This is a genomic window from Citrobacter sp. wls714, assembly GCF_005281025.1.
GTDB classification, from domain to species: Bacteria; Pseudomonadota; Gammaproteobacteria; order Enterobacterales; family Enterobacteriaceae; genus Citrobacter; species Citrobacter werkmanii.
On record NZ_SZWZ01000029.1, the window covers coordinates 25,691 to 45,657 of the forward strand.

General features: G+C 52.4%; 18 protein-coding genes. 9 read left to right on the top strand and 9 right to left on the bottom strand.

From position 1 onward, the window contains the following. The first annotated feature begins 196 nt into the window (after positions 1–196). Complete coding sequence (ompA, locus tag FDX11_RS05930) at positions 197–1,255, top strand: porin OmpA (RefSeq protein ID WP_042314186.1); 1,059 nt, start codon at positions 197–199, stop codon at positions 1,253–1,255. A gap of 97 nt (positions 1,256–1,352) precedes the next feature. Here ompA and matP read toward each other — a convergent pair whose 3' ends face one another. Continuing rightward, positions 1,353–1,805, bottom strand: a complete 453-nt coding sequence (gene matP, locus FDX11_RS05935) for a macrodomain Ter protein MatP (RefSeq protein WP_042314187.1) — start codon at positions 1,803–1,805, stop codon at positions 1,353–1,355. A gap of 185 nt (positions 1,806–1,990) precedes the next feature. Between matP and FDX11_RS05940 the strand changes: the two genes are divergently transcribed. Together FDX11_RS05940 and fabA are read left to right on the top strand one after the other, a co-directional pair. Next, positions 1,991–3,751, top strand: a complete 1,761-nt coding sequence (locus tag FDX11_RS05940; RefSeq protein ID WP_137397626.1) for a Lon protease family protein — start codon at positions 1,991–1,993, stop codon at positions 3,749–3,751. Between the two features lie 68 nt (positions 3,752–3,819). After that, complete coding sequence (fabA, locus tag FDX11_RS05945; RefSeq protein WP_003035875.1) at positions 3,820–4,338, top strand: bifunctional 3-hydroxydecanoyl-ACP dehydratase/trans-2-decenoyl-ACP isomerase; 519 nt, start codon at positions 3,820–3,822, stop codon at positions 4,336–4,338. Between the two features lie 114 nt (positions 4,339–4,452). On the opposite strand, the gene rmf is transcribed toward fabA, so the two are convergent. The 6 genes from rmf to rlmKL all read right to left on the bottom strand — a co-directional run bounded on the left by rmf (position 4,453) and on the right by rlmKL (position 12,369). Beyond that, on the bottom strand, positions 4,453–4,620 hold the full coding sequence (rmf, locus tag FDX11_RS05950; RefSeq protein WP_003035871.1) for a ribosome modulation factor: 168 nt from the start codon (positions 4,618–4,620) through the stop codon (positions 4,453–4,455). Positions 4,621–4,866: 246 nt separating this feature from the next. Beyond that, positions 4,867–5,430: a membrane integrity-associated transporter subunit PqiC gene (pqiC, locus tag FDX11_RS05955; RefSeq protein WP_114682366.1), complete on the bottom strand. Its 564-nt coding sequence runs from the start codon at positions 5,428–5,430 to the stop codon at positions 4,867–4,869. Further along, complete coding sequence (pqiB, locus tag FDX11_RS05960; RefSeq protein ID WP_042314193.1) at positions 5,427–7,067, bottom strand: intermembrane transport protein PqiB; 1,641 nt, start codon at positions 7,065–7,067, stop codon at positions 5,427–5,429. Before pqiB ends, pqiC begins: the two co-directional genes overlap by 4 nt. A 4-nt stretch (positions 7,068–7,071) precedes the next feature. Next, positions 7,072–8,325, bottom strand: a complete 1,254-nt coding sequence (gene pqiA, locus FDX11_RS05965) for a membrane integrity-associated transporter subunit PqiA (protein WP_061381846.1) — start codon at positions 8,323–8,325, stop codon at positions 7,072–7,074. 15 nt (positions 8,326–8,340) lie between these two features. Further along, positions 8,341–10,248 carry an ABC transporter ATP-binding protein gene (locus FDX11_RS05970; RefSeq protein WP_137397627.1) on the bottom strand — a complete coding sequence of 636 codons (1,908 nt, stop codon included), beginning with the start codon at positions 10,246–10,248 and terminating at the stop codon, positions 8,341–8,343. Between the two features lie 12 nt (positions 10,249–10,260). Then, positions 10,261–12,369, bottom strand: a complete 2,109-nt coding sequence (gene rlmKL, locus FDX11_RS05975) for a bifunctional 23S rRNA (guanine(2069)-N(7))-methyltransferase RlmK/23S rRNA (guanine(2445)-N(2))-methyltransferase RlmL (protein ID WP_061381847.1) — start codon at positions 12,367–12,369, stop codon at positions 10,261–10,263. A gap of 98 nt (positions 12,370–12,467) precedes the next feature. Here rlmKL and FDX11_RS05980 point away from each other — a divergent pair, with 98 nt between their 5' ends. Continuing rightward, the gene (locus FDX11_RS05980; RefSeq protein WP_061381848.1) at positions 12,468–13,574 is read left to right on the top strand and encodes a YcbX family protein; all 1,107 of its coding nucleotides are present in this window, start codon (positions 12,468–12,470) and stop codon (positions 13,572–13,574) included. Here FDX11_RS05980 and zapC read toward each other — a convergent pair. Beyond that, on the bottom strand, positions 13,571–14,113 hold the full coding sequence (gene zapC, locus FDX11_RS05985; RefSeq protein WP_042314201.1) for a cell division protein ZapC: 543 nt from the start codon (positions 14,111–14,113) through the stop codon (positions 13,571–13,573). The two genes, FDX11_RS05980 and zapC, sit on opposite strands and share 4 nt — an antisense overlap. 165 nt (positions 14,114–14,278) lie before the next feature. Further along, on the bottom strand, positions 14,279–15,289 hold the full coding sequence (gene pyrD / locus FDX11_RS05990) for a quinone-dependent dihydroorotate dehydrogenase (RefSeq protein ID WP_137397628.1): 1,011 nt from the start codon (positions 15,287–15,289) through the stop codon (positions 14,279–14,281). A 367-nt stretch (positions 15,290–15,656) separates the two neighbouring features. Between pyrD and ssuE the strand changes: the two genes are divergently transcribed. From ssuE to ssuB, 5 genes are read left to right on the top strand one after another with little or no spacing between them, the layout of a single operon-like run. Next, a complete protein-coding gene (gene ssuE / locus FDX11_RS05995; protein ID WP_042309410.1) occupies positions 15,657–16,232 on the top strand; it encodes an NADPH-dependent FMN reductase in 576 nt (191 codons plus the stop codon). Further along, a complete protein-coding gene (locus tag FDX11_RS06000; RefSeq protein WP_137397629.1) occupies positions 16,225–17,199 on the top strand; it encodes a sulfonate ABC transporter substrate-binding protein in 975 nt (324 codons plus the stop codon). Before ssuE ends, FDX11_RS06000 begins: the two co-directional genes overlap by 8 nt. Next, positions 17,196–18,341, top strand: a complete 1,146-nt coding sequence (ssuD, locus tag FDX11_RS06005; RefSeq protein WP_042309414.1) for an FMNH2-dependent alkanesulfonate monooxygenase — start codon at positions 17,196–17,198, stop codon at positions 18,339–18,341. Before FDX11_RS06000 ends, ssuD begins: the two co-directional genes overlap by 4 nt. An 11-nt stretch (positions 18,342–18,352) precedes the next feature. Beyond that, on the top strand, positions 18,353–19,144 hold the full coding sequence (ssuC, locus tag FDX11_RS06010) for an aliphatic sulfonate ABC transporter permease SsuC (protein ID WP_137366292.1): 792 nt from the start codon (positions 18,353–18,355) through the stop codon (positions 19,142–19,144). Next, entirely contained in the window at positions 19,141–19,908 is a 768-nt protein-coding gene (gene ssuB / locus FDX11_RS06015) for an aliphatic sulfonates ABC transporter ATP-binding protein (RefSeq protein ID WP_042309417.1), read from the top strand. Before ssuC ends, ssuB begins: the two co-directional genes overlap by 4 nt. Positions 19,909–19,967: the final 59 nt, after the last annotated feature.

The following is a 19,967-nucleotide window of genomic DNA, read 5'->3' on the forward strand; positions in this document are numbered from 1 at the left end:
TTTCATATGCCTGACGGACTTCACACTTGTAAGTTTTCAACTACGTTGTAGACTTTACATCGCCAGGGGTGCTCGGCGTAAGCCGCAGATATCGGTAGAGTAACTATTGAACTGGTCCCCGGGTGAAGGATTTAACCGTGTTATCTCTCTTCGGAGATATTCATGGCGAATTTTGGATGATAACGAGGCGCAAAAAATGAAAAAGACAGCTATCGCAATTGCAGTGGCACTGGCTGGTTTCGCTACCGTGGCGCAGGCCGCTCCGAAAGATAACACCTGGTACGCTGGTGCTAAACTGGGCTGGTCTCAGTACCATGATGTTGGCAACAACCAGATCAACAACGCCGGTCCTACCCACGAAAGCCAACTGGGTGCTGGTGCGTTCGGTGGTTATCAGGTTAACCCGTACGTAGGTTTTGAAATGGGTTACGACTGGTTAGGCCGTATGCCGTACAAAGGCTACACCGACCAGACTCATCAAAACGGCGCTTTCAAAGCTCAGGGCGTTCAGCTGACCGCTAAACTGGGTTACCCAATCACTGACGATCTGGACGTTTATACCCGTCTGGGTGGTATGGTTTGGCGTGCAGACGCTAAAAACAACGAAGGCTTCAAAGACCACGACACTGGTGTATCCCCAGTATTCGCTGGTGGCGTAGAGTATGCAATTACTCCTGAAATCGCTACCCGTCTGGAATACCAGTGGACCAACAACATCGGTGATGCAAACACCGTTGGCGGTCGCCCGGATAACGGTCTGTTAAGCGTTGGTGTTTCTTACCGTTTCGGCCAGCAGGAAGAAGCAGCTCCAGTAGTTGTTGCTCCGGCTCCGGCTCCAGAAGTACAGACCAAGCACTTCACTCTGAAGTCTGACGTTCTGTTCAACTTCAACAAAGCAACTCTGAAACCAGAAGGCCAGCAGGCTCTGGACCAGATGTACAGCCAGCTGAGCAACCTGGATCCGAAAGACGGTTCCGTAGTGGTTCTGGGCTTCACTGACCGCATCGGTTCTGACGCTTACAACCAGGGTCTGTCTGAGAAACGTGCTCAGTCCGTTGTTGATTACCTGATCTCTAAAGGTATTCCTTCTGACAAAATCTCTGCACGTGGCATGGGCGAATCTAACCCGGTTACTGGCAACACCTGTGACAACGTGAAAGCTCGCGCTGCACTGATCGACTGCCTGGCTCCGGATCGTCGTGTTGAGATCGAAGTTAAAGGTATCAAAGACGTTGTAACTCAGCCTCAGGCTTAAGTTATCGTCTTATAAAAAAACCCCGCATCGCGGGGTTTTTTTCATCTGTGTTTTAATCAAAGCACACTACTACGTCACCCATTAAACCACCCTGCCACTACTCTTTTCCGAGTAGTGCCTGTAAATCCTGTTTTAAGGTCGACATTTTATTCGCGTACTTCTCTTTATGCTCCGCATCTTCAATCAGTTGCACAATGGTTTCAGAAAGCGTTTTACCCCGCCGCTGCGCAAGGCCAGCTAAGCGTTGCCAAACCATAAACTCCAGATCGATAGATTTCTTTCGCGTATGCTGATGCTCAGCATTAAAGTGCCGCTTGCGCCTCGCCCGTATGGTCTGTTTCATACGATTGAGTAGCGCAGGGTTCATGTGTTCTTCAATCCAGGTATTGACCCGAACCGGTTCATTTTCGAGGGTTAGCAATAAATCAACGGCTTCTTTGGCAGCGCTGGCCTCCACGTAACGGGTTATTAATTCCCCCTCACGATGCTTCTTCACCAGATACTTCCACTTCCAGCCGCTTTCAAGATTTTCAAGTTGTTGATATTTCATTGCGATCTCAATGTTACCGTGTAACTCTTATCAGAATATCAGCTTTTTGAGCAACTGAAGAAAAGAATATCCAGCCTGTGAACTGCCGCGCGTCATCACAACCGTTTCGCAGTGCTTTCCAGGTGTGTAGTGATGAGGGTTACGGTATAATCTCGTTTTTAACAACAGACTAAAAAACATCAACTTTGACCATTACGAAACTTGCATGGCGTGATCTGGTTCCTGATACCGACAGTTATCAGGAAGTATTTGCACAGCCGCACGTCACTGACGACACCGATACCTTACTTAGTGATACTCAGCCACGTTTACAATTCGCGCTAGAGCAGCTTCTGCAGCACTGGACGACGTCCTCGTTCATGCTGGTAAAAGCGCCAGAAGAGCTTGAATACCTTAACCTTATTGCGACAGCCGCACGTACACTACACACGGATGCAGGGCGCCTGACTGGAGGTCATTATGATATCTCTGGTCACACTATCCGGTATCGTACAGCAGAAAAAGCAGAAGACAATTTTGCGACGTTAACTCAGGTGGTCAACGCTGACTGGGTTGAAGCCGAACAACTGTTTGGCTGTCTGCGTCAGTTCAATGGCGACATTACGCTGCAGCCAGGTCTGGTACATCAGGCGAATGGCGGGGTGTTGGTTATCTCATTACGCACGCTGCTGGCCCAGCCACTGCTGTGGATGCGCCTGAAAGCCATCGTCAGCCACGAGCGTTTTGACTGGGTAGCTTTTGATGAGTCTCGCCCATTACCCGTTTCCGTTCCGCCTATGCCGCTTAAACTGAAAGTGATTTTAGTCGGTGAACGCGAATCACTGGCGGATTTTCAGGACATGGAGCCAGAACTGGCTGAGCAGGCCATTTACAGCGAATTTGAAGACAACCTGCAGATAGTCGATGCCGAAACCATGACACAGTGGTGCCAGTGGGTAATGCATACCGCCACGCGCAACAATTTGCCCTACCCCGCGCCTGATGCCTGGCAGGTTCTGATCCGTGAAGCGGTGCGCTATACCGGCGAACAGGATACGTTGCCGCTTAACCCCTTGTGGATCATCCGACAGTTCAAAGAAGTGGCCCCGCTATGCGAGAGCGAAACCTGCACAGCGGAACAGTTCAGCCTGATGCTGGCGCAGCGCGAATGGCGGGAAGGATTCCTGGCCGAACGTATGCAGGATGAGATCCTGCAAGAGCAAATCCTTATTGAAACGGAAGGCGAGCGAATTGGTCAGATCAACGCCCTGTCGGTCATTGAGTTTCCGGGTCATCCTCGCGCGTTTGGGGAACCATCACGCATCAGCTGCGTGGTGCATATTGGCGATGGTGAATTCACGGATATTGAGCGCAAAGCCGAGCTGGGAGGAAATATTCATGCCAAAGGCATGATGATTATGCAGGCGTTCCTGATGTCTGAACTCCAGCTGGAACAGCAAATTCCTTTCTCAGCCTCGCTGACCTTTGAGCAATCATACAGCGAAGTAGACGGTGACAGCGCGTCGATGGCGGAATTGTGCGCATTGATTAGCGCCCTCGCCGACGTCCCTGTGAATCAAAGCATCGCCATTACTGGTTCCGTCGATCAATTTGGTCGGGCGCAACCTGTCGGCGGTCTGAACGAGAAAATTGAAGGTTTCTTCGCCATCTGTCAGCAGCGTGAGCTGACAGGCACGCAGGGCGTTATCATTCCATCAGCTAACGTCAGGCATCTGAGCCTGCAACCAGCGCTGCTACAGGCGATAGAAGAAGAAAAATTCACTATATGGGCGGTGGACGACGTGACCGATGCGTTGCCGCTGTTATTAAATCTGGTGTGGGATGGCGAAGGCCAGACAACGCTGATGCAAACCATCCAGGAGCGCATTGCGACAGCAACGCAGCAGGAAGGCCGTCATCGTTTTCCATGGCCGCTACGTTGGTTGAACTGGATTATTCCGAACTGATCGGACTTGTTCAGCGTACACGTGTTAGCTATCCTGCGTGCTTCAATAAAATAAGGCTTACAGAGAACATGGTAGATAAACGCGAATCCTATACAAAAGAAGACCTTCTTGCCTCTGGTCGCGGTGAGCTGTTTGGCGCAAAAGGCCCACAACTGCCTGCACCAAGCATGCTGATGATGGACCGTGTCATTAAGATGACCGAAACCGGTGGCAACTTTGACAAAGGTTATGTTGAAGCTGAACTGGATATCAACCCGGACCTGTGGTTCTTCGGATGCCACTTCATCGGCGATCCGGTAATGCCAGGCTGCCTGGGTCTGGATGCCATGTGGCAGTTAGTTGGATTCTATCTCGGCTGGCTGGGCGGCGAAGGTAAAGGCCGCGCGCTGGGTGTAGGCGAAGTGAAATTCACCGGTCAGGTTCTGCCGACCGCGAAGAAAGTCACTTACCGCATTCACTTCAAACGCATCGTTAACCGTCGCCTGATCATGGGCCTGGCTGATGGTGAAGTGCTGGTTGATGGTCGTCTGATCTACACCGCAAACGATCTGAAAGTAGGCCTCTTCCAGGATACTTCCGCGTTCTAATCGCAGAGATCAGGCATTGCGTCGTTGTCGGATGACAGCATAAACGCCTTATCCGGTCTGCAAAAAGGCGAAACCTCCGCTCTGCGGAGGTTTCTTTTATCTAAAGAGACAGAATCAGGCCATTAAAACCCTATCCCCCATGGCTTCTCGCCAGCCTCCCAGCCAGTATGATCTCTGATTCAGCGTCTGATAGGGACACATTTCTTTTGAGCGTCCGGCAATGCCGGCCTGATATCCACGTTGATGTGCCCGTTCCAGGCGATCTCGTTTTTGTCTCTTCATGCCTCGTTTCCCTCATCTTTAGTTCTGGTGGAAAAGAAAACAGTGATTACTAAGTGTGCAATCACACTAAACGAATACCCCTAAACATCAGGCTCGTCAATGCGCAAAATTCACGCCAGTGTCATATTTGTGAGCTACCCGCAAAATCATTTGTACAAAAATAATCAGTCAGAACAGTTATCTTCACGCAAAAAAAACCGCCCCGGGCAACGAACCAGGGGCGGTATAATTTACAATTATTTAAGCTTAAGGAATGCGTTTTAGCTCTTGAGCAATCGCCGTCGCTTCCTGGCTCCAGGCGTTGGCGAGAACCTTCACCATCTCATCGTAGCCGTCCTTAGTCTGCACAGCTTCGATGTGGAATGGGCGTTTAATCAACTGTCCCTGGTGATTCAGTAGCCATTCGCCGCTTACGATAACCTTCCCATCGTACCTGCCGTGGAAGCCGGTTACAGTGACGTTCAACGTATCCTGCGTGCTTCCCAGCGGCTGCGAAGCAACAACCCAGCCAGGTAATTGCATACTGAGGTTCGTCACCAGCGTATTGCGCAATTGCTGATCTAATGGGCTGGCCCAGAGATTGTTATTCGCTATCACATATTGCACATCGCTGGTCTGGTAAACCACCCCATTACCCGCCAGATAGTCCGGCACCGCAATCTGCTCAACCCACAGCAGACGGTTACCCTGGTTGGCGGAGCTCTGGACGCCACCTTGCGCGATAGGAAGCTGATAATAGCTTTTATTTTCTCCGCTGGAGCTGCATGACGTCAGCCAGACCGCCATCATCACCACTAGCCACTTTTTCATTGTTTCGCCCTCTTCGGCTCTGGATCTTTTTTGTCCTTCGCTTCAAATACCAGCGCATTGCTCTTATCGTTCAACGTTTTCAGTACTGGTTGCAGTTCGCGCAGTACCTGATCAAGACGCTGCATATCCGCCACCATCTTGTTGTAGGCGGCAGATCCTGGCTGGAAGCCCTGCATGCTACGATTAAGTTCACGCAACGTATTTTGCATATCTGCCGGAAGATCCTGCATTGACTGACTGGACGTGATCTTATTCATGTTATCCAGCGTAGTTTGCAAATGCTTCATCGTACGCTGGCTTTCTGACAACGTATTGGTCGCCTGCTCAATCATCGGGTTCAACGGCAGATTATTAATCTTATCCAGCGCTTCCATCAGACGTTGCTGGATCTGCGCCAAACCGCCACTAACCGTCGGGATAATCTGGTAACCATTAAATTCGCGCACGCCGGTAATCGGCGGTTCTTTCGGGTAGAAGTCGAGATCAACATACAGCGCGCCGGTCACCAGGTTCCCGGTTTTCAGCGATGCGCGTAATCCACGTTTGAGCAATTGCTCCAGATGAGCGCCAACATCAGTGTCCTCGCCCAGCTGTGCTTTCAGGCGTTCAGGTTCGATACGTACCAGTACTGGAATACGATAATCATTGTTAAATACCTGACGCATATTCGGTGAGAAGAAAGGTACTTTACTTACCGTCCCCAAACGAATACCGCGGAACTCCAGCGGTGCGCCTGGCTGCAAACCACGAATCGAATCCTTAAAGAACATCAGGTAATCAATATGATCCGTATACAGGGAATCCTGAATACTTTTTTGATCGTCATAAAGATTAAACGCGGACTGTTGCCCAACCGGTTCACCTTGTTCTAAGCCTTCTGGCACATCAAAACTTACGCCACCACCAAACAGCGTGGAGAGCGATCCCATTTCTACGCGCATACCTGCAGAGGTAAGATCCACGGCGATCCCGCTGTCTTTCCAGAAACGTACATTGCTGGTCACCAGACGATCATTAGGCGCATTGATGAAGAGCTGGTAACTGATAGTACGTTTTTGCGCATCAAAGGTACTGGTCTCAACCGAACCCACGCGATAACCACGGAACAATACCGGATCGCCCGGGCTTAACTGCCCGGCTTTTTTACTGTCCAGTATCACGCGGATCCCTTTCGCATCTGGCGGTGCCAGCGGCGGTGAGTCCAGTAGTTGGTAATTTTCTAGCTTATTCCCTTTATTGCCGGGCTGCAGTTCAATATATGCCCCGGACAATAGCGTGCCCAGGCCGCTGATACCTTCACGTCCAACCTGCGGCTTAACAACCCAAAAAACAGAGTCTTTATGCAGCAGCTTTTCCATTCCGGAGTTAAGGCGAGCTTTAATCTCCACATGGGTCAAATCATCCGTCAGAGTGGCGCTCTCGACGATACCGACATCGACGCTGCGGCTTTTAATCGTCGTTTTGCCCCCTTCAATCCCTTCGGCATTGGTGGTAATCAGCGTGACTTCCGGCCCTTGATGGCTGTAGTGATAAAACAGGACCCACGCGCCAATGAGCGCAGTAACGATTGGGAATATCCACACGGGCGACCAGTTTTTCACCTTCTGCACTTTGGCTTCCCCACTTTTAGATTCCATGCTGTCAGGACTCCTCATGATCTGGTTCTGGTTCACGGTCCCACGACAGACGCGGATCAAATGTCATCGCAGAAAACATTGTCATAATGACGACTAAAGCAAACATCAAAGCACCCATTGCAGGATAAATGTTCATTAACCCTCCCATACGCACCAGCGCAGAGAGTACCGCAATCACAAAAACGTCGATCATTGACCAGCGACCGACAAATTCCACCACTTCATAAATCAAGTGCATACGTTCACTGTCACGTTTGCCGTGCCCCTTGGCATCCCAACATAGCCAGGCAATGGCAATCATTTTCAACGTCGGCACCATAATACTGGCGATAAAGATAACCGCCGCCACCGGATAAGAACCCTCGCTCCAGATCAAAACTACGCCTTCAAGAATCGTTGACGGTAACCTGGAACCGAGCAAATCGGTGATCATGATCGGCAGGATGTTGGCAGGAAGATAAAGCATGATTGACGTGAACAATAACGCCAGCGTCCATTGCAAACTGTTTTTACGACGCACGTAGCCTTTGGTCTCGCAGCGTGGGCACACCCGTTCGTCAGCGGGAAGAATCGCGGTGCAGCAGGAACAAGAACGCAGCCCCTGCCGGATACCGGGCACGCCTGGCTTTAATTCCTGCTTAATGACAGGCATTGGCGCAATATCATCCCACAGCCAACGGCGGTCAACGCACTGGAACGCCCGTAGTTGTAGAACACAAAAGAAACACCATGGGATGAAACTGCTGCCCACGCCGATATCACCATACGCCATCAGCTTAACGAAACTGACCAGCACTCCGGCGAGGAAGATTTCCGCCATCCCCCAGCTTTTCAACTGAAACAGGACGCGCGCCAGTCGGGCCTTTAGCCAGCCGGGCATTTCGGCCCGGTTCACCAGCAGCAGAATAGTCAGTAAACAAAACGCGGGAACCAACTGGACAAATAATAAAAAAAACGTGCCGAGGCTGGCGTAATCTTCTGAGAAAAGCACGCTGGGGATTTCCAGCAACGTCACTTCGCTGCTTACCCCTGCGACGTTCATATTCACAAAAGGGAAGAGGTTTGATAAAAGCAGCATGAACAGAGCTGCTAAAACATAGGCAGTAGGACGCTGCCTTGGCGCGTCCCACTCAACCGTTAACGTAGTGCCACATCGTGGACATGCCGCTTTCTGACCATGCTCCAGGCGCGGTAACGCCACCAGCATGTCACACTGCGAGCACAAAATATGCTTCGCGGCATGGTGATGTTCGCACATATGTGCTCCTTTAAATTATGCGCCATTCTTCAAAGATTCAAGATACTCCCAGCGCTCAAAGGCTTGCTCAAGTTCTTGTTCCGCTTCGTTCAGATTAGCTAAAACCTGTTGCGTTTGCTCGTGCGGCTGACTGAAAAAAGTGGCGTCAGCAACCTGAGCTTGTAATGTTTCCAGCTTAGCTTCCAGTTCTTCAAGCAATGCGGGGAGCTGCTCCAGTTCGCGCTGCAGTTTATAGCTTAGTTTGCTCGTGCCACGTTTGACAATTTCTGCTTTAGGAGCAACAGCTTCCTCTGTTTTTTTCACAACGGGCTGTTTAAACGCCACATGCTGCGATTGCTGGCTGCGCGCGTCATGGTAACCGCCGACATAACGACCAATTTTACCACCGCCTTCGAAGCTCCAGCATTCCGTAACGGTATTATCCACAAACTGACGGTCGTGGCTCACCAGCAGTACGGTGCCCTGATAGCTGTCAATCAGCTCTTCAAGCAGTTCCAGCGTTTCGACGTCAAGATCGTTCGTTGGTTCATCGAGAATTAAAAGATTACTGGGTTTCAGGAACAAACGCGCCAACAACAGGCGGTTTCGTTCTCCGCCGGAGAGCGCGCGTACTGGCGTCATCGCCCGTTTCGGGTGGAACAGGAAGTCCTGCAGGTAGCCCAACACATGGCGGGGTTTACCGTTAACCATCACCTCTTGCTTACCTTCGGCCAGATTGTCCATCACGGTTTTATCCGGATCCAGTTCAGCACGGTGCTGATCGAAATAAGCCACTTCCAGCTTGGTCCCAACATGAATGCGTCCACTGTCTGCCTGCAGTTGGCCTAGCATCAGTTTGAGCAGCGTCGTCTTACCGCAACCGTTAGGGCCAATTAACGCAATTTTGTCGCTGCGCTGCACCTGCGCGGAGAAATCTTTTACCAGTTGCTTACCATCAACCTGATAATCCACATTCTCCATTTCGAAGACAATCTTGCCCGAACGGCTCGCCTCTTCAACCTGCATCTTCGCCGTGCCCATCACTTCGCGACGCTCCCCGCGCTCGCGACGCATCGCTTTCAGGGCGCGAACACGGCCTTCATTACGGGTACGACGTGCTTTGATACCCTGGCGGATCCAAACTTCTTCCTGCGCCAGCTTGCGATCAAACTCCGCGTTTTGTAACTCTTCTACCCGCAGCGCTTCTTCTTTCTCCAGCAGATACTGATCGTAGTTCCCCGGATAGGTCACCAACTTTCCGCGGTCAAGATCGACAATACGCGTCGCCATATTGCGAATAAACGAACGGTCGTGGGAAATGAAAATAATTGTCCCGTTGAAGGATTTCAGGAACCCTTCCAGCCAGTCGATTGTTTCAATGTCCAGGTGGTTCGTCGGTTCATCCAGCAGCAGTACGCGCGGATTACTCACCAACGCACGGCCCAGCGCCGCTTTACGCAGCCAACCACCAGACAGCGACGAAAGCGCGGCGTTAGGATCCAGCCCCAGTTGCGCCAACACTTCATTAATGCGACTTTCGAGCTGCCACAGATTGTGGTGATCGAGCATTTCCTGAACCCGCGCCATCTCATTCAGATTTCTGTCGCTCGGATCGGTCATTACCAGGCGCGAAATATCGTGGTAACGCTTCAGGTATTCAGCCTGTTCCTCAATACCTTCGGCAACGAAGTCATACACGCTGCCCTCGACGTTACGCGGCGGATCCTGTTGCAGACGCGCGACGACCAGATCCTGCTCATAAATAATACGCCCGTCGTCAAGACCCTGTTCACGGTTCAGGATCTTCATCAGCGTCGATTTACCCGCGCCGTTACGGCCTACCAGACAGACGCGTTCGTTATCCTCGATATGCAGTTCCGCATTATCAAGAAGTGGCGCATCGCTGAACGATAGCCATGCACCATGCATACTGATCAATGACATTTACTTATCCTTTCAGGCTGCGGTAATCAGCCAGCAATTGTGGATCTGACGGTTACGGGCAAAGTCCTGGGAAAGCGTTTTTTGGGTAATTTCTTGTGCTTTTAATCCCAGTTCAGCCAGCCCCTCGAGATCCATACGGAATCCACGTTTGTTGTTGGAGAACATGATCGTCCCGTCTTTACGTAACAGACGTTTTAGATCTTTCATCAGCGCCAGATGATCGCGCTGCACATCAAACGAGTCTTCCATGCGTTTAGAGTTAGAGAACGTTGGCGGATCGATGAATATCAGATCGAACTGTTCATTGGCATCGCGCAGCCAGCCGAGACAATCGGCCTGAATTAAACGGTGAGCGCGACCGCTCAGGCCGTTAAGACGCAGGTTGCGTTCAGCCCATTCCAGGTAGGTACGCGACATATCAACCGTCGTGGTGCTCCGCGCGCCGCCCAGTCCGGCATGAACGCTGGCGCTGCCGGTGTAGGAGAACAGATTAAGGAAATCCTTACCTTTACTCATCTGACCCAGCATACGACGCGCAATGCGGTGATCGAGGAACAAACCGGTATCAAGATAGTCAGTCAGGTTCACCCACAGACGCGCGTTGTACTCACTTACCTCAATGAATTCACCCTTCTCATTCATCTTCTGATACTGGTTTTTCCCTTTTTGACGCTCACGGGTTTTCAGCACCAGTTTATTCGGGGCAATCTCCAGTACCGAGAGCGTAGCGGCAATGATATCGAACAGGCGTTGACGCGCTTTCTGCGCATCGACCGTTTTCGGCGGCGCGTATTCCTGCACCACGACCCAGTCACCGTAACGGTCCACTGCTACGTTGTATTCCGGCAGGTCGGCATCGTACAGGCGGTAGCATTCAATACCTTCCTGACGCGCCCATTTTTCCAGCTTCTTAATATTCTTACGCAGGCGGTTGGCATAATCTTCTGCGACCGTAGCAGGCTTACTGTCGGTGCTAGTTTCTGCAACGTGATAGTTCTTCTGTACGCAATCCAGCGGACCATTTTTCGCTTTAAACTGCTTATCGGCACGTAATTGCAGGCTGCTGAGCAAATCCGGCGAGGCGCTAAACAGGGACAGATTCCAGCCGCCAAACTGGTTTTTCATTGTGCGCCCCAGCAGGCTGTGCAAGGCAATCAGCGCCGGTTCGCTATCCAGGCGTTCGCCGTATGGCGGGTTGCTGATAACCGTCCCGTACGGTCCTTTCGGTAACGGGTTGCTCAGTTTGGCCACATCTTTGACTTCAAACGTCATCAGATCGGCAATTCCGGCGCGACGGGCGTTACTGCGAGCTTTTTCAATTACGCGAGCATCGCTGTCAGATCCATAGAAGTGCGAGGTGTAGTCTGCCAGACCCTTACGCGCGCGCACCTGCGCTTCGGCTTTAACCTCTTGCCACACAGCGTCATCGTGCTGCGCCCAACCACTGAACCCCCAATATCCACGGTGCAGACCTGGCGCACGATCGGTTGCCCACATTGCCGCTTCAATCAGCAGCGTACCGGAGCCACACATCGGATCGAGTAACGGCGTGCCCGGTTGCCAGCCTGAACGCATCACAATGGCGGCAGCCAGCGTTTCTTTAATCGGCGCCTGACCTGCGCGATCGCGATACCCACGCTGATGCAGGCCATCACCGCTCAGATCGAGCGCAATACTGGCGGTATCTTTATTCAGCCACACGTTGATGCGCAGATCCGGAGATTCCCGATCCACATTCGGACGCGGCAGATTTTTACGGGTAAAGGCGTCGACAATCGCATCCTTCACCTTCAGCGCCCCGTACTGGCTATTACGAATAGTTTCGTTCAGGCCACTAAAATGCACCGCAAATGTAGCGCCCGGATTAAATATCTCTGTCCAGTCGATTGCCTGAACACCGAGGTACAGATCAAGATCGCTGTAGACCTTGCACTCTCCCATCGGCAGGATAATGCGCGAGGCCAGGCGGCTCCACATCAGGCTCTGGTAAACAAGCCGCGTGTCGCCCTTAAAATGGACCCCACCCTGAACGACCTGACACTCCAGCGCGCCGAGGTTTTCCAGTTCAGTTTTTAACAGCTCTTCCAGCCCGCGGGCCGTACTGGCAAACAGAGAATTCATAATGTCACTTTTACTCCGAGAAAATTGCTGCGCATTATAGCTAATATGGGCGGTATGTCATAAAGTTGAAGGCTTATTTTCGCTCGAGGGGCTGTACAGTGGTCACGTTAACCCGACTTTTTATTCATCCGGTTAAATCAATGCGCGGTATTGGGCTTACCCACGCTCTGGCAGACGTTAGTGGTCTCGCCTTTGATCGCATTTTTATGATTACCGAACCCGACGGGACGTTCATTACCGCCCGACAGTTCCCACAGATGGTGCGTTTTACCCCTTCCCCTTTCCACGATGGATTGCATCTTACGGCGCCAGACGGCAGCAGCGCGCTTGTGCGATTTGCCGACTTCGCCCTGCAGGATGCGCCGACAGAAGTGTGGGGCAACCATTTTACCGCGCGTATTGCGCCAGCGGCTATCAACCAGTGGCTGAGCGGTTTTTTCTCCCGTGACGTACAGCTTCGCTGGGTTGGTCCGCAGCTGACGCGCCGGGTGAAGCGCCGCGATGATGTTCCTTTATCCTTTGCCGATGGTTATCCCTACCTTTTAACTAACGAAGCGTCATTGCGCGATTTGCAGCAGCGCTGCCCGGCAAGCGTAAAAATGGAACAGTTCCGCCCCAATCTGGTGGTTTCAGGCGCTGCCGCCTGGGAAGAAGATACCTGGAAAGTGATCCGCATTGGCGAGGTTATTTTTGACGTGGCTAAACCTTGTAGCCGCTGCATTTTCACTACCGTCAGCCCTGAGAAAGGTCAGAAGCATCCGTCCGGCGAACCGCTGGCCACGCTGCAAAGCTTTCGCACTGCAACGGATAACGGCGATGTCGATTTTGGTCAGAATCTCATTGCGCGTAACAGTGGCGTGATTCGCGTCGGCGACGAGGTTGAAATTCTGTCCACCGGTCCGGCCAGAGTATATGGCGCGGCAGAAACCGATGATACTGCCCCGGTGCAACAACCCGATGCCACGGTGCTTATCGAGTGGCAGGGACAGACCTTTCGCGGAAATAATCAGCAGGTATTGCTTGAACAGCTGGAAAACCAGGGTATCCGGGTTCCCTACTCATGTCGGGCGGGAATTTGCGGATGCTGTCGAATTCGGCTGGTAGAAGGCGAAGTGAGCCCGCTGAAAAAATCAGCGATGGGAGATGACGGGACGATTCTGTGCTGTAGTTGTGTGCCCAAAACGGCAATCAGGCTGGAAAGTTAAACCGCCTGCTCAAGGCTGAAACTGTCAACCATTGTCTGCGGTTTCAGTCTGTCATTCATGATTTTAATTGCGTCGCCAAGCTGCATGGTGCGCCCGGCAATCACCACGCCCGGTTGTGCCAGCAGACAAAGCGCGGCGTTTTCACCCGGTTCAACCACTAACAGGTTTACCTGCTCATCGGTATCGCTTAAATCGACACAGGCAGCGTCCCCTACCACTGGCGTCCAGTTAATGCCGTGGGCGACAAAGTGCCAGCTTTTTGGCATCTGCGGCTTAAGATAACGAATAGCCACCAGCGCATTGAGCACCAGTTCCGCTTTTTGTTCTTTCGCTAAATCCAGGTAGCGGCATTTTTCTTCAAAGGAAAAATAAAGCGCGGCGTCATCAACGCAAAATCCGGAAGGAGAAAATGCATCAGGAGTGAGCATTTTACGAGCAAAACGCGAACGGAATAACATACCATTGGCTAAATCGAGCATCATACGATCGTGCTCTTCATCATAATACCAGCGCCAGTTATCGTCGGGTTTAATTCGCATCAGTTTCTCTCCTTTCCTTAATCATCGCCATTACGACAGTATCCTTTTGCCGCTTCGTTTATTGCCCTAATAATAAAAGCTCAGAATGTTTAAATAAGCAACAGTAAAGGAATATAAAACAACCAGGGCTAGAAATAAAGCCCTGGATTGTGATTAAGGTAGCATTCAGATATTGCTGACGATTTCTTTAATCAATGGTGGACCTTTAAAAATAAAGCCCGAATAAATCTGTACCAGGGTAGCGCCAGCGGCTATTTTCTCACGCGCGGCGATGACCGAGTCGATACCGCCAACACCAATAATCGGCAACTGACCATTTAATTCCTGAGACAACTGGCGAATAATTTCTGTACTTTTTAATTGTAACGGACGACCGCTCAACCCACCCATTTGATCACAATTTTTCATTCCCTGTACGAGAGAACGATCGAGAGTGGTGTTAGTTGCAATTACGCCATCAATATTATGACGAACTAAACTGTCGGCGACCTGGATCAGTTCTTCGACGGAAAGATCCGGCGCGATCTTTACGGCCACCGGAACATATTTATGGTGGATCGCTTGCAGATCGTTTTGCTTATTTTTAATTGCCGTTAGCAGATCGTCCAGCGCTTCACCGTATTGCAGCGTGCGTAATCCCGGCGTATTCGGTGAAGAGATATTAATCGCGATATAACCGGCATAAGCATAGACTTTTTCCATACAAATCAGATAGTCATCTTTGCCGTTTTCTACCGGAGTATCTTTATTCTTACCAATATTAATGCCGAGAATGCCGTCAAAATGTGATTTCTTAACGTTCTCTACCAGGTTATCAACACCCAGGTTATTGAATCCCATGCGGTTGATCAAACCTTCCGCATCCACCAGACGGAACAGGCGTGGTTTATCGTTCCCGGGCTGGGGACGTGGCGTCACGGTACCAATCTCAATTGAACCGAATCCCATCGCACCGAGCGCATCAATGCACTCCCCGTCTTTATCCAGTCCGGCAGCAAGCCCGAGCGGATTTTTAAACGTCAGCCCCATACAGGTAACCGGTTTTGTGGGTACTTTCTGGCGGACAAGCGCTTCGAGCGGCGTGCCGGTAATGCGACGTAACTGCTGGAATGTCAATTCATGAGCGCGCTCAGGATCGAGCTGGAAAAGGGCTTTACGAACGAAGGGGTAGTACATGAACTCTCCTGGATTCCCGGTGTGCAAACCGGGGGCGTATTATGTGCGATCACGAGCAAAAAGGGAATTGACCTGCGGCAATAAATAGCAATCGTTTTCCTCGCCCCTGCTTTTTACACCCTAAATAATTCGAGTTGCAGGAAGGCGGCGACGCAGCAAATCCCCAGGAGCGTACACCAGTACGTGACTGGGGTGAGCGAGGAAAGCCAACGCACATGCAACTTGAAGTATGACGGGTATATTTATTTTTCAACTTTTCTATGCCGTATAAATCATTTCGATAAACAAAATCTCTCTGCCAGACTGCACAAATTGTTATCAATGTTAAATAAAAGCGAACAATTGGTTATAAGGGGAGATTGAAATTATGCGCGTCATTACTCTGGCGGGAAGCCCACGCTTCCCCTCTCGCTCCAGCGCGTTACTGGAATACGCCCGAGAAAAACTGAACAGCCAGGATGTCGAAGTCTGTCACTGGAATCTGCACAACTTTGCCCCAGAAGACCTGATTTATGCGCGCTTCGACAGCCCGGCGCTGAAAACCTTTGTCGAACAACTACACGACGCCGACGGATTGATTGTGGCAACACCAGTCTACAAAGCAGCTTACTCCGGTGCGTTGAAAACGTTGCTTGACCTGCTTCCCGAACGCGCACTGGAAGGCAAAGTGGTTTTGCCACTGGCAACAGGCGGTACCGTTGCGCATTTACTGGCCGTTGATTACGCACTTAAGCCGGTGCTGAGCGCGTTAAAAGCCCAGGAAATCCTGCACGGTGTTTTTGCTGATGATTCACAGGTGATTGATTATCAACATAAACCGCAGTTTACGCCCAACCTGCAACTGCGTCTGGACAATGCGCTCGACACCTTCTGGCTGGCGTTGCATCGTCGCGACGTCCAACTCCCTCAATTGAATGCTCTGCGAGGTGCCGCCCATGCTTAATCTGCTCAAACGTTACACGCCTTGGCTGGCGTTGACCGGATTGCTGTCACTTTCAACGCTCGCCCATGCCGCAGAGTCTGCACCAGACGCGCTGCGCATAGGCTACCAGAAAGGGAGCGTCAGCATGGTGCTGGCTAAAAGCCATCAGCTACTGGAGAAACGCTACCCACAGACCAAAATCTCGTGGATTGAGTTCCCGGCAGGGCCGCAAATGCTGGAAGCACTCAATATTGGCAGTATTGATCTCGGCAGTACCGGTGACATTCCACCGATTTTCGCCCAGGCCGCTGGAGCCGATCTGGTTTACGTTGGCGTCGAGCCGCCCAAACCAAAAGCCGAAGTGATTCTGGTGCCCAAAAACAGCCCGATCCAGAGCGTGGCGCAGCTCAAAGGGCATAAAGTCGCCTTCCAGAAAGGTTCCAGCGCCCACAATTTACTGCTGCGAGCCTTACAACAGGCCGGGCTGAAATTTACCGATATTCAACCAACATATCTGACACCCGCAGATGCCAGAGCAGCCTTCCAGCAAGGTAACGTTGATGCGTGGGCTATCTGGGATCCTTACTATTCCGCCGCGTTGCTGCAGGGGGATGTGCGCGTGCTAAAAGACGGCTCAGATCTCAAACAGACCGGCTCCTTTTATCTCGCCGCGCGTCCTTATGCCGAGAAAAATGGGGCATTTGTGCTTGGCGTGCTGGATACCTTTAGCCAGGCCGATGCGTTAACCCTCAGCCAGCGCCAACAAAGTATTACCCTGCTGGCCAAAACCATGGGGCTGCCAGAGCCGGTGATTGCGTCTTATCTTGATCACCGGCCGCCAACGACCATCTCGCCCGTCAGCGCCTCTGTTGCCGCTCTGCAACAACAAACCGCCGATCTGTTTTATGACAATCGTCTGGTGCCGAAAAAAATCGATATTCGCCAGCGTATCTGGCAACCCACTCAGCAGACAGGAGCAAAATTATGAGTCTGAACATGTTCTGGTTTTTACCTACCCACGGGGATGGCCACTATCTGGGGACGGAAGAAGGCTCGCGTCCGGTCGATCACAGTTATCTGCAGCAAATCGCACAGGCCGCCGATCGCCTGGGATTTACCGGCGTGTTGATCCCAACCGGTCGCTCCTGTGAAGATGCCTGGCTGGTAGCCGCCTCGATGATCCCCGTTACCCAGCGGCTCAAGTTTTTGGTCGCGCTGCGTCCAAGCGTAACATCGCCAACGGTTGCCGCGCGCCAGGCAGCAACGCTCGACAGACTCTCTAACGGCCGGGCGCTGTTTAACCTGGTGACCGGTAGCGATCCACAGGAGCTGGCTGGCGACGGCGTGTTTCTTGATCATACCGAGCGCTATGAAGCTTCTGCTGAATTCACCCAGATCTGGCGTCGGCTGTTACAGGGGGAAACTGTCGATTTCAACGGCAAACATATGCACGTCCGCGGCGCGAAGCTGTTTTTTCCTCCCGTACAACAACCCTGGCCGCCACTTTATTTCGGCGGTTCTTCCGATGTCGCGCAAGACCTGGCTGCCGAGCAGGTTGATCTCTATCTGACCTGGGGCGAGCCGCCTGAACAGGTGAAAGAGAAGATTGAGCAAGTGCGGGTCAAAGCGACAGCGCTTGGACGTAAGATCCGCTTCGGTATTCGTTTGCATGTGATCGTGCGGGAGACGACTGATGAGGCGTGGCAGGCAGCGGAACGTCTGATTTCTCATCTTGATGACGACACGATTGCCAAAGCTCAGGCCGCCTTCTCAAGAACGGATTCGGTTGGCCAGCAGCGGATGGCCGCGCTGCATAACGGGAAACGCGACAAACTGGAGATTAGCCCAAACCTGTGGGCTGGCGTTGGACTGGTGCGTGGCGGCGCCGGGACCGCGCTGGTCGGTGACGGTCCTACCGTCGCGGCGCGTATCAACGAGTATGCCGCGCTGGGTATCGACAGCTTTGTGCTGTCGGGGTATCCGCATCTGGAAGAGGCGTACAAAGTTGGCGAGCTACTGTTCCCGCATCTGGATGTATCGATCCCTGAAATTCCACAGCCACAGCGTCTGCACCAACAAGGCGAAGCGGTGGCTAACGAATTTATTCCTCGTAAGGTCGCGCAAAGCTAAGGAGCACGCTGATGACAACACCGAAAAACAGGTGGTTATTGCGCCTTGCACCCTGGTTTTTGCCGGTAGGTCTGGTGGTGCTCTGGCAGATAGCCTCGTCAATGGGCTGGCTATCCACCCGCATCCTGCCCTCCCCGGAGGGCGTGGTCGAAGCCTTCTGGACGCTCTCCGCCAGCGGTGAGCTTTGGCAGCATCTGGCGATCAGCTCCTGGCGCGCGCTGATCGGATTCTCGATCGGTGGATCGTTAGGTTTGATGCTGGGACTCATTAGCGGTCTTTCACGCTGGGGGGAACGCCTGTTGGATACGTCGGTACAGATGCTGCGTAACGTCCCCCATCTGGCGCTGATCCCGCTGGTGATTTTGTGGTTCGGCATTGATGAATCCGCCAAAATCTTTCTCGTCGCCTTGGGCACTCTGTTCCCGATTTACATCAACACCTGGCACGGGATCCGCAATATCGATCGCGGCCTGGTGGAGATGGCGCGCAGCTATGGGTTGTCCGGCTTTTCACTGTTTATCCATGTGATCCTCCCCGGTGCCCTGCCCTCGATTATGGTTGGCGTACGTTTTGCTCTCGGCCTGATGTGGCTGACGCTGATCGTTGCGGAGACTATTTCAGCCAATGCCGGCATTGGTTATCTGGCGATGAATGCCCGAGAATTTCTGCAAACCGACGTGGTGGTAGTGGCCATCATTCTCTATGCCCTGCTCGGCAAACTTGCCGATGTCAGCGCCCAACTGCTGGAGCGGATCTGGCTGCGCTGGAACCCGGCTTACCATGTGAAGGAGGCTACTGTATGAATACCGCTCGCTTGAATCAGGGTACGCCGCTTTTGCTGAGCGCCGTGACCAAACAATACGCCGCCAATACGGTGCTGAATCAATTAGATCTGCATATTCCGGCAGGGCAATTTGTTGCCGTAGTGGGCCGCAGCGGCGGTGGCAAAAGCACCTTGCTGCGCCTGCTGGCTGGGCTGGAATCGCCCACTTCAGGCGCATTACTTGCCGGAACCACCCCACTGGCAGAGATTCAGGATGATACGCGCATGATGTTTCAGGATGCACGTCTGCTGCCATGGAAAACGGTTATCGATAACGTTGGTCTGGGGCTGAAAGGTCAATGGCGCGATGCGGCCCGTAATGCGTTGGCCGCTGTTGGCCTAGAAAACCGGGCACAGGAGTGGCCTGCCGCCCTGTCTGGCGGGCAAAAACAGCGCGTGGCCCTGGCGCGGGCATTAATTCACCGCCCTGGTCTGTTGTTACTGGATGAACCGCTCGGCGCGCTGGATGCGTTAACCCGTCTTGAGATGCAGGATCTGATCGTCTCGCTGTGGCAGGATCACGGCTTTACGGTGCTGCTGGTGACGCACGATGTCAGTGAGGCCGTCGCGATGGCAGACCGCGTGCTGTTGATCGAAGATGGCAAAATCGGGCTGGATCTGACGGTGGATATTCAGCGCCCCCGCCGTTTGGGATCGGTGCGGTTAGCCGAGCTGGAAGCGGAAGTGTTGAACCGGGTTATGAAACGCGGCGAGACGGAACAACCGATCCGTCGACATGGATAAACACTCAGAAAACAAGGCCCGGTAGCGCTTACCGGGCCTTTTGCCGGATGGCGGCGTTA

Coding starts and splice junctions, on each gene's coding strand:
- ompA (WP_042314186.1), top strand. CDS start 197: ATGAAAAAGACAGCTATCGCAATTGCAGTGGCACTGGCTGGTTTCGCT.
- matP (WP_042314187.1), bottom strand. CDS start 1,805: ATGAAATATCAACAACTTGAAAATCTTGAAAGCGGCTGGAAGTGGAAG.
- fabA (WP_003035875.1), top strand. CDS start 3,820: ATGGTAGATAAACGCGAATCCTATACAAAAGAAGACCTTCTTGCCTCT.
- rmf (WP_003035871.1), bottom strand. CDS start 4,620: ATGAAGAGACAAAAACGAGATCGCCTGGAACGGGCACATCAACGTGGA.
- pqiC (WP_114682366.1), bottom strand. CDS start 5,430: ATGAAAAAGTGGCTAGTGGTGATGATGGCGGTCTGGCTGACGTCATGC.
- pqiB (WP_042314193.1), bottom strand. CDS start 7,067: ATGGAATCTAAAAGTGGGGAAGCCAAAGTGCAGAAGGTGAAAAACTGG.
- pqiA (WP_061381846.1), bottom strand. CDS start 8,325: ATGTGCGAACATCACCATGCCGCGAAGCATATTTTGTGCTCGCAGTGT.
- FDX11_RS05970 (WP_137397627.1), bottom strand. CDS start 10,248: ATGTCATTGATCAGTATGCATGGTGCATGGCTATCGTTCAGCGATGCG.
- rlmKL (WP_061381847.1), bottom strand. CDS start 12,369: ATGAATTCTCTGTTTGCCAGTACGGCCCGCGGGCTGGAAGAGCTGTTA.
- zapC (WP_042314201.1), bottom strand. CDS start 14,113: ATGCGAATTAAACCCGACGATAACTGGCGCTGGTATTATGATGAAGAG.
- pyrD (WP_137397628.1), bottom strand. CDS start 15,289: ATGTACTACCCCTTCGTTCGTAAAGCCCTTTTCCAGCTCGATCCTGAG.
- ssuE (WP_042309410.1), top strand. CDS start 15,657: ATGCGCGTCATTACTCTGGCGGGAAGCCCACGCTTCCCCTCTCGCTCC.
- FDX11_RS06000 (WP_137397629.1), top strand. CDS start 16,225: ATGCTTAATCTGCTCAAACGTTACACGCCTTGGCTGGCGTTGACCGGA.
- ssuD (WP_042309414.1), top strand. CDS start 17,196: ATGAGTCTGAACATGTTCTGGTTTTTACCTACCCACGGGGATGGCCAC.
- ssuC (WP_137366292.1), top strand. CDS start 18,353: ATGACAACACCGAAAAACAGGTGGTTATTGCGCCTTGCACCCTGGTTT.
- ssuB (WP_042309417.1), top strand. CDS start 19,141: ATGAATACCGCTCGCTTGAATCAGGGTACGCCGCTTTTGCTGAGCGCC.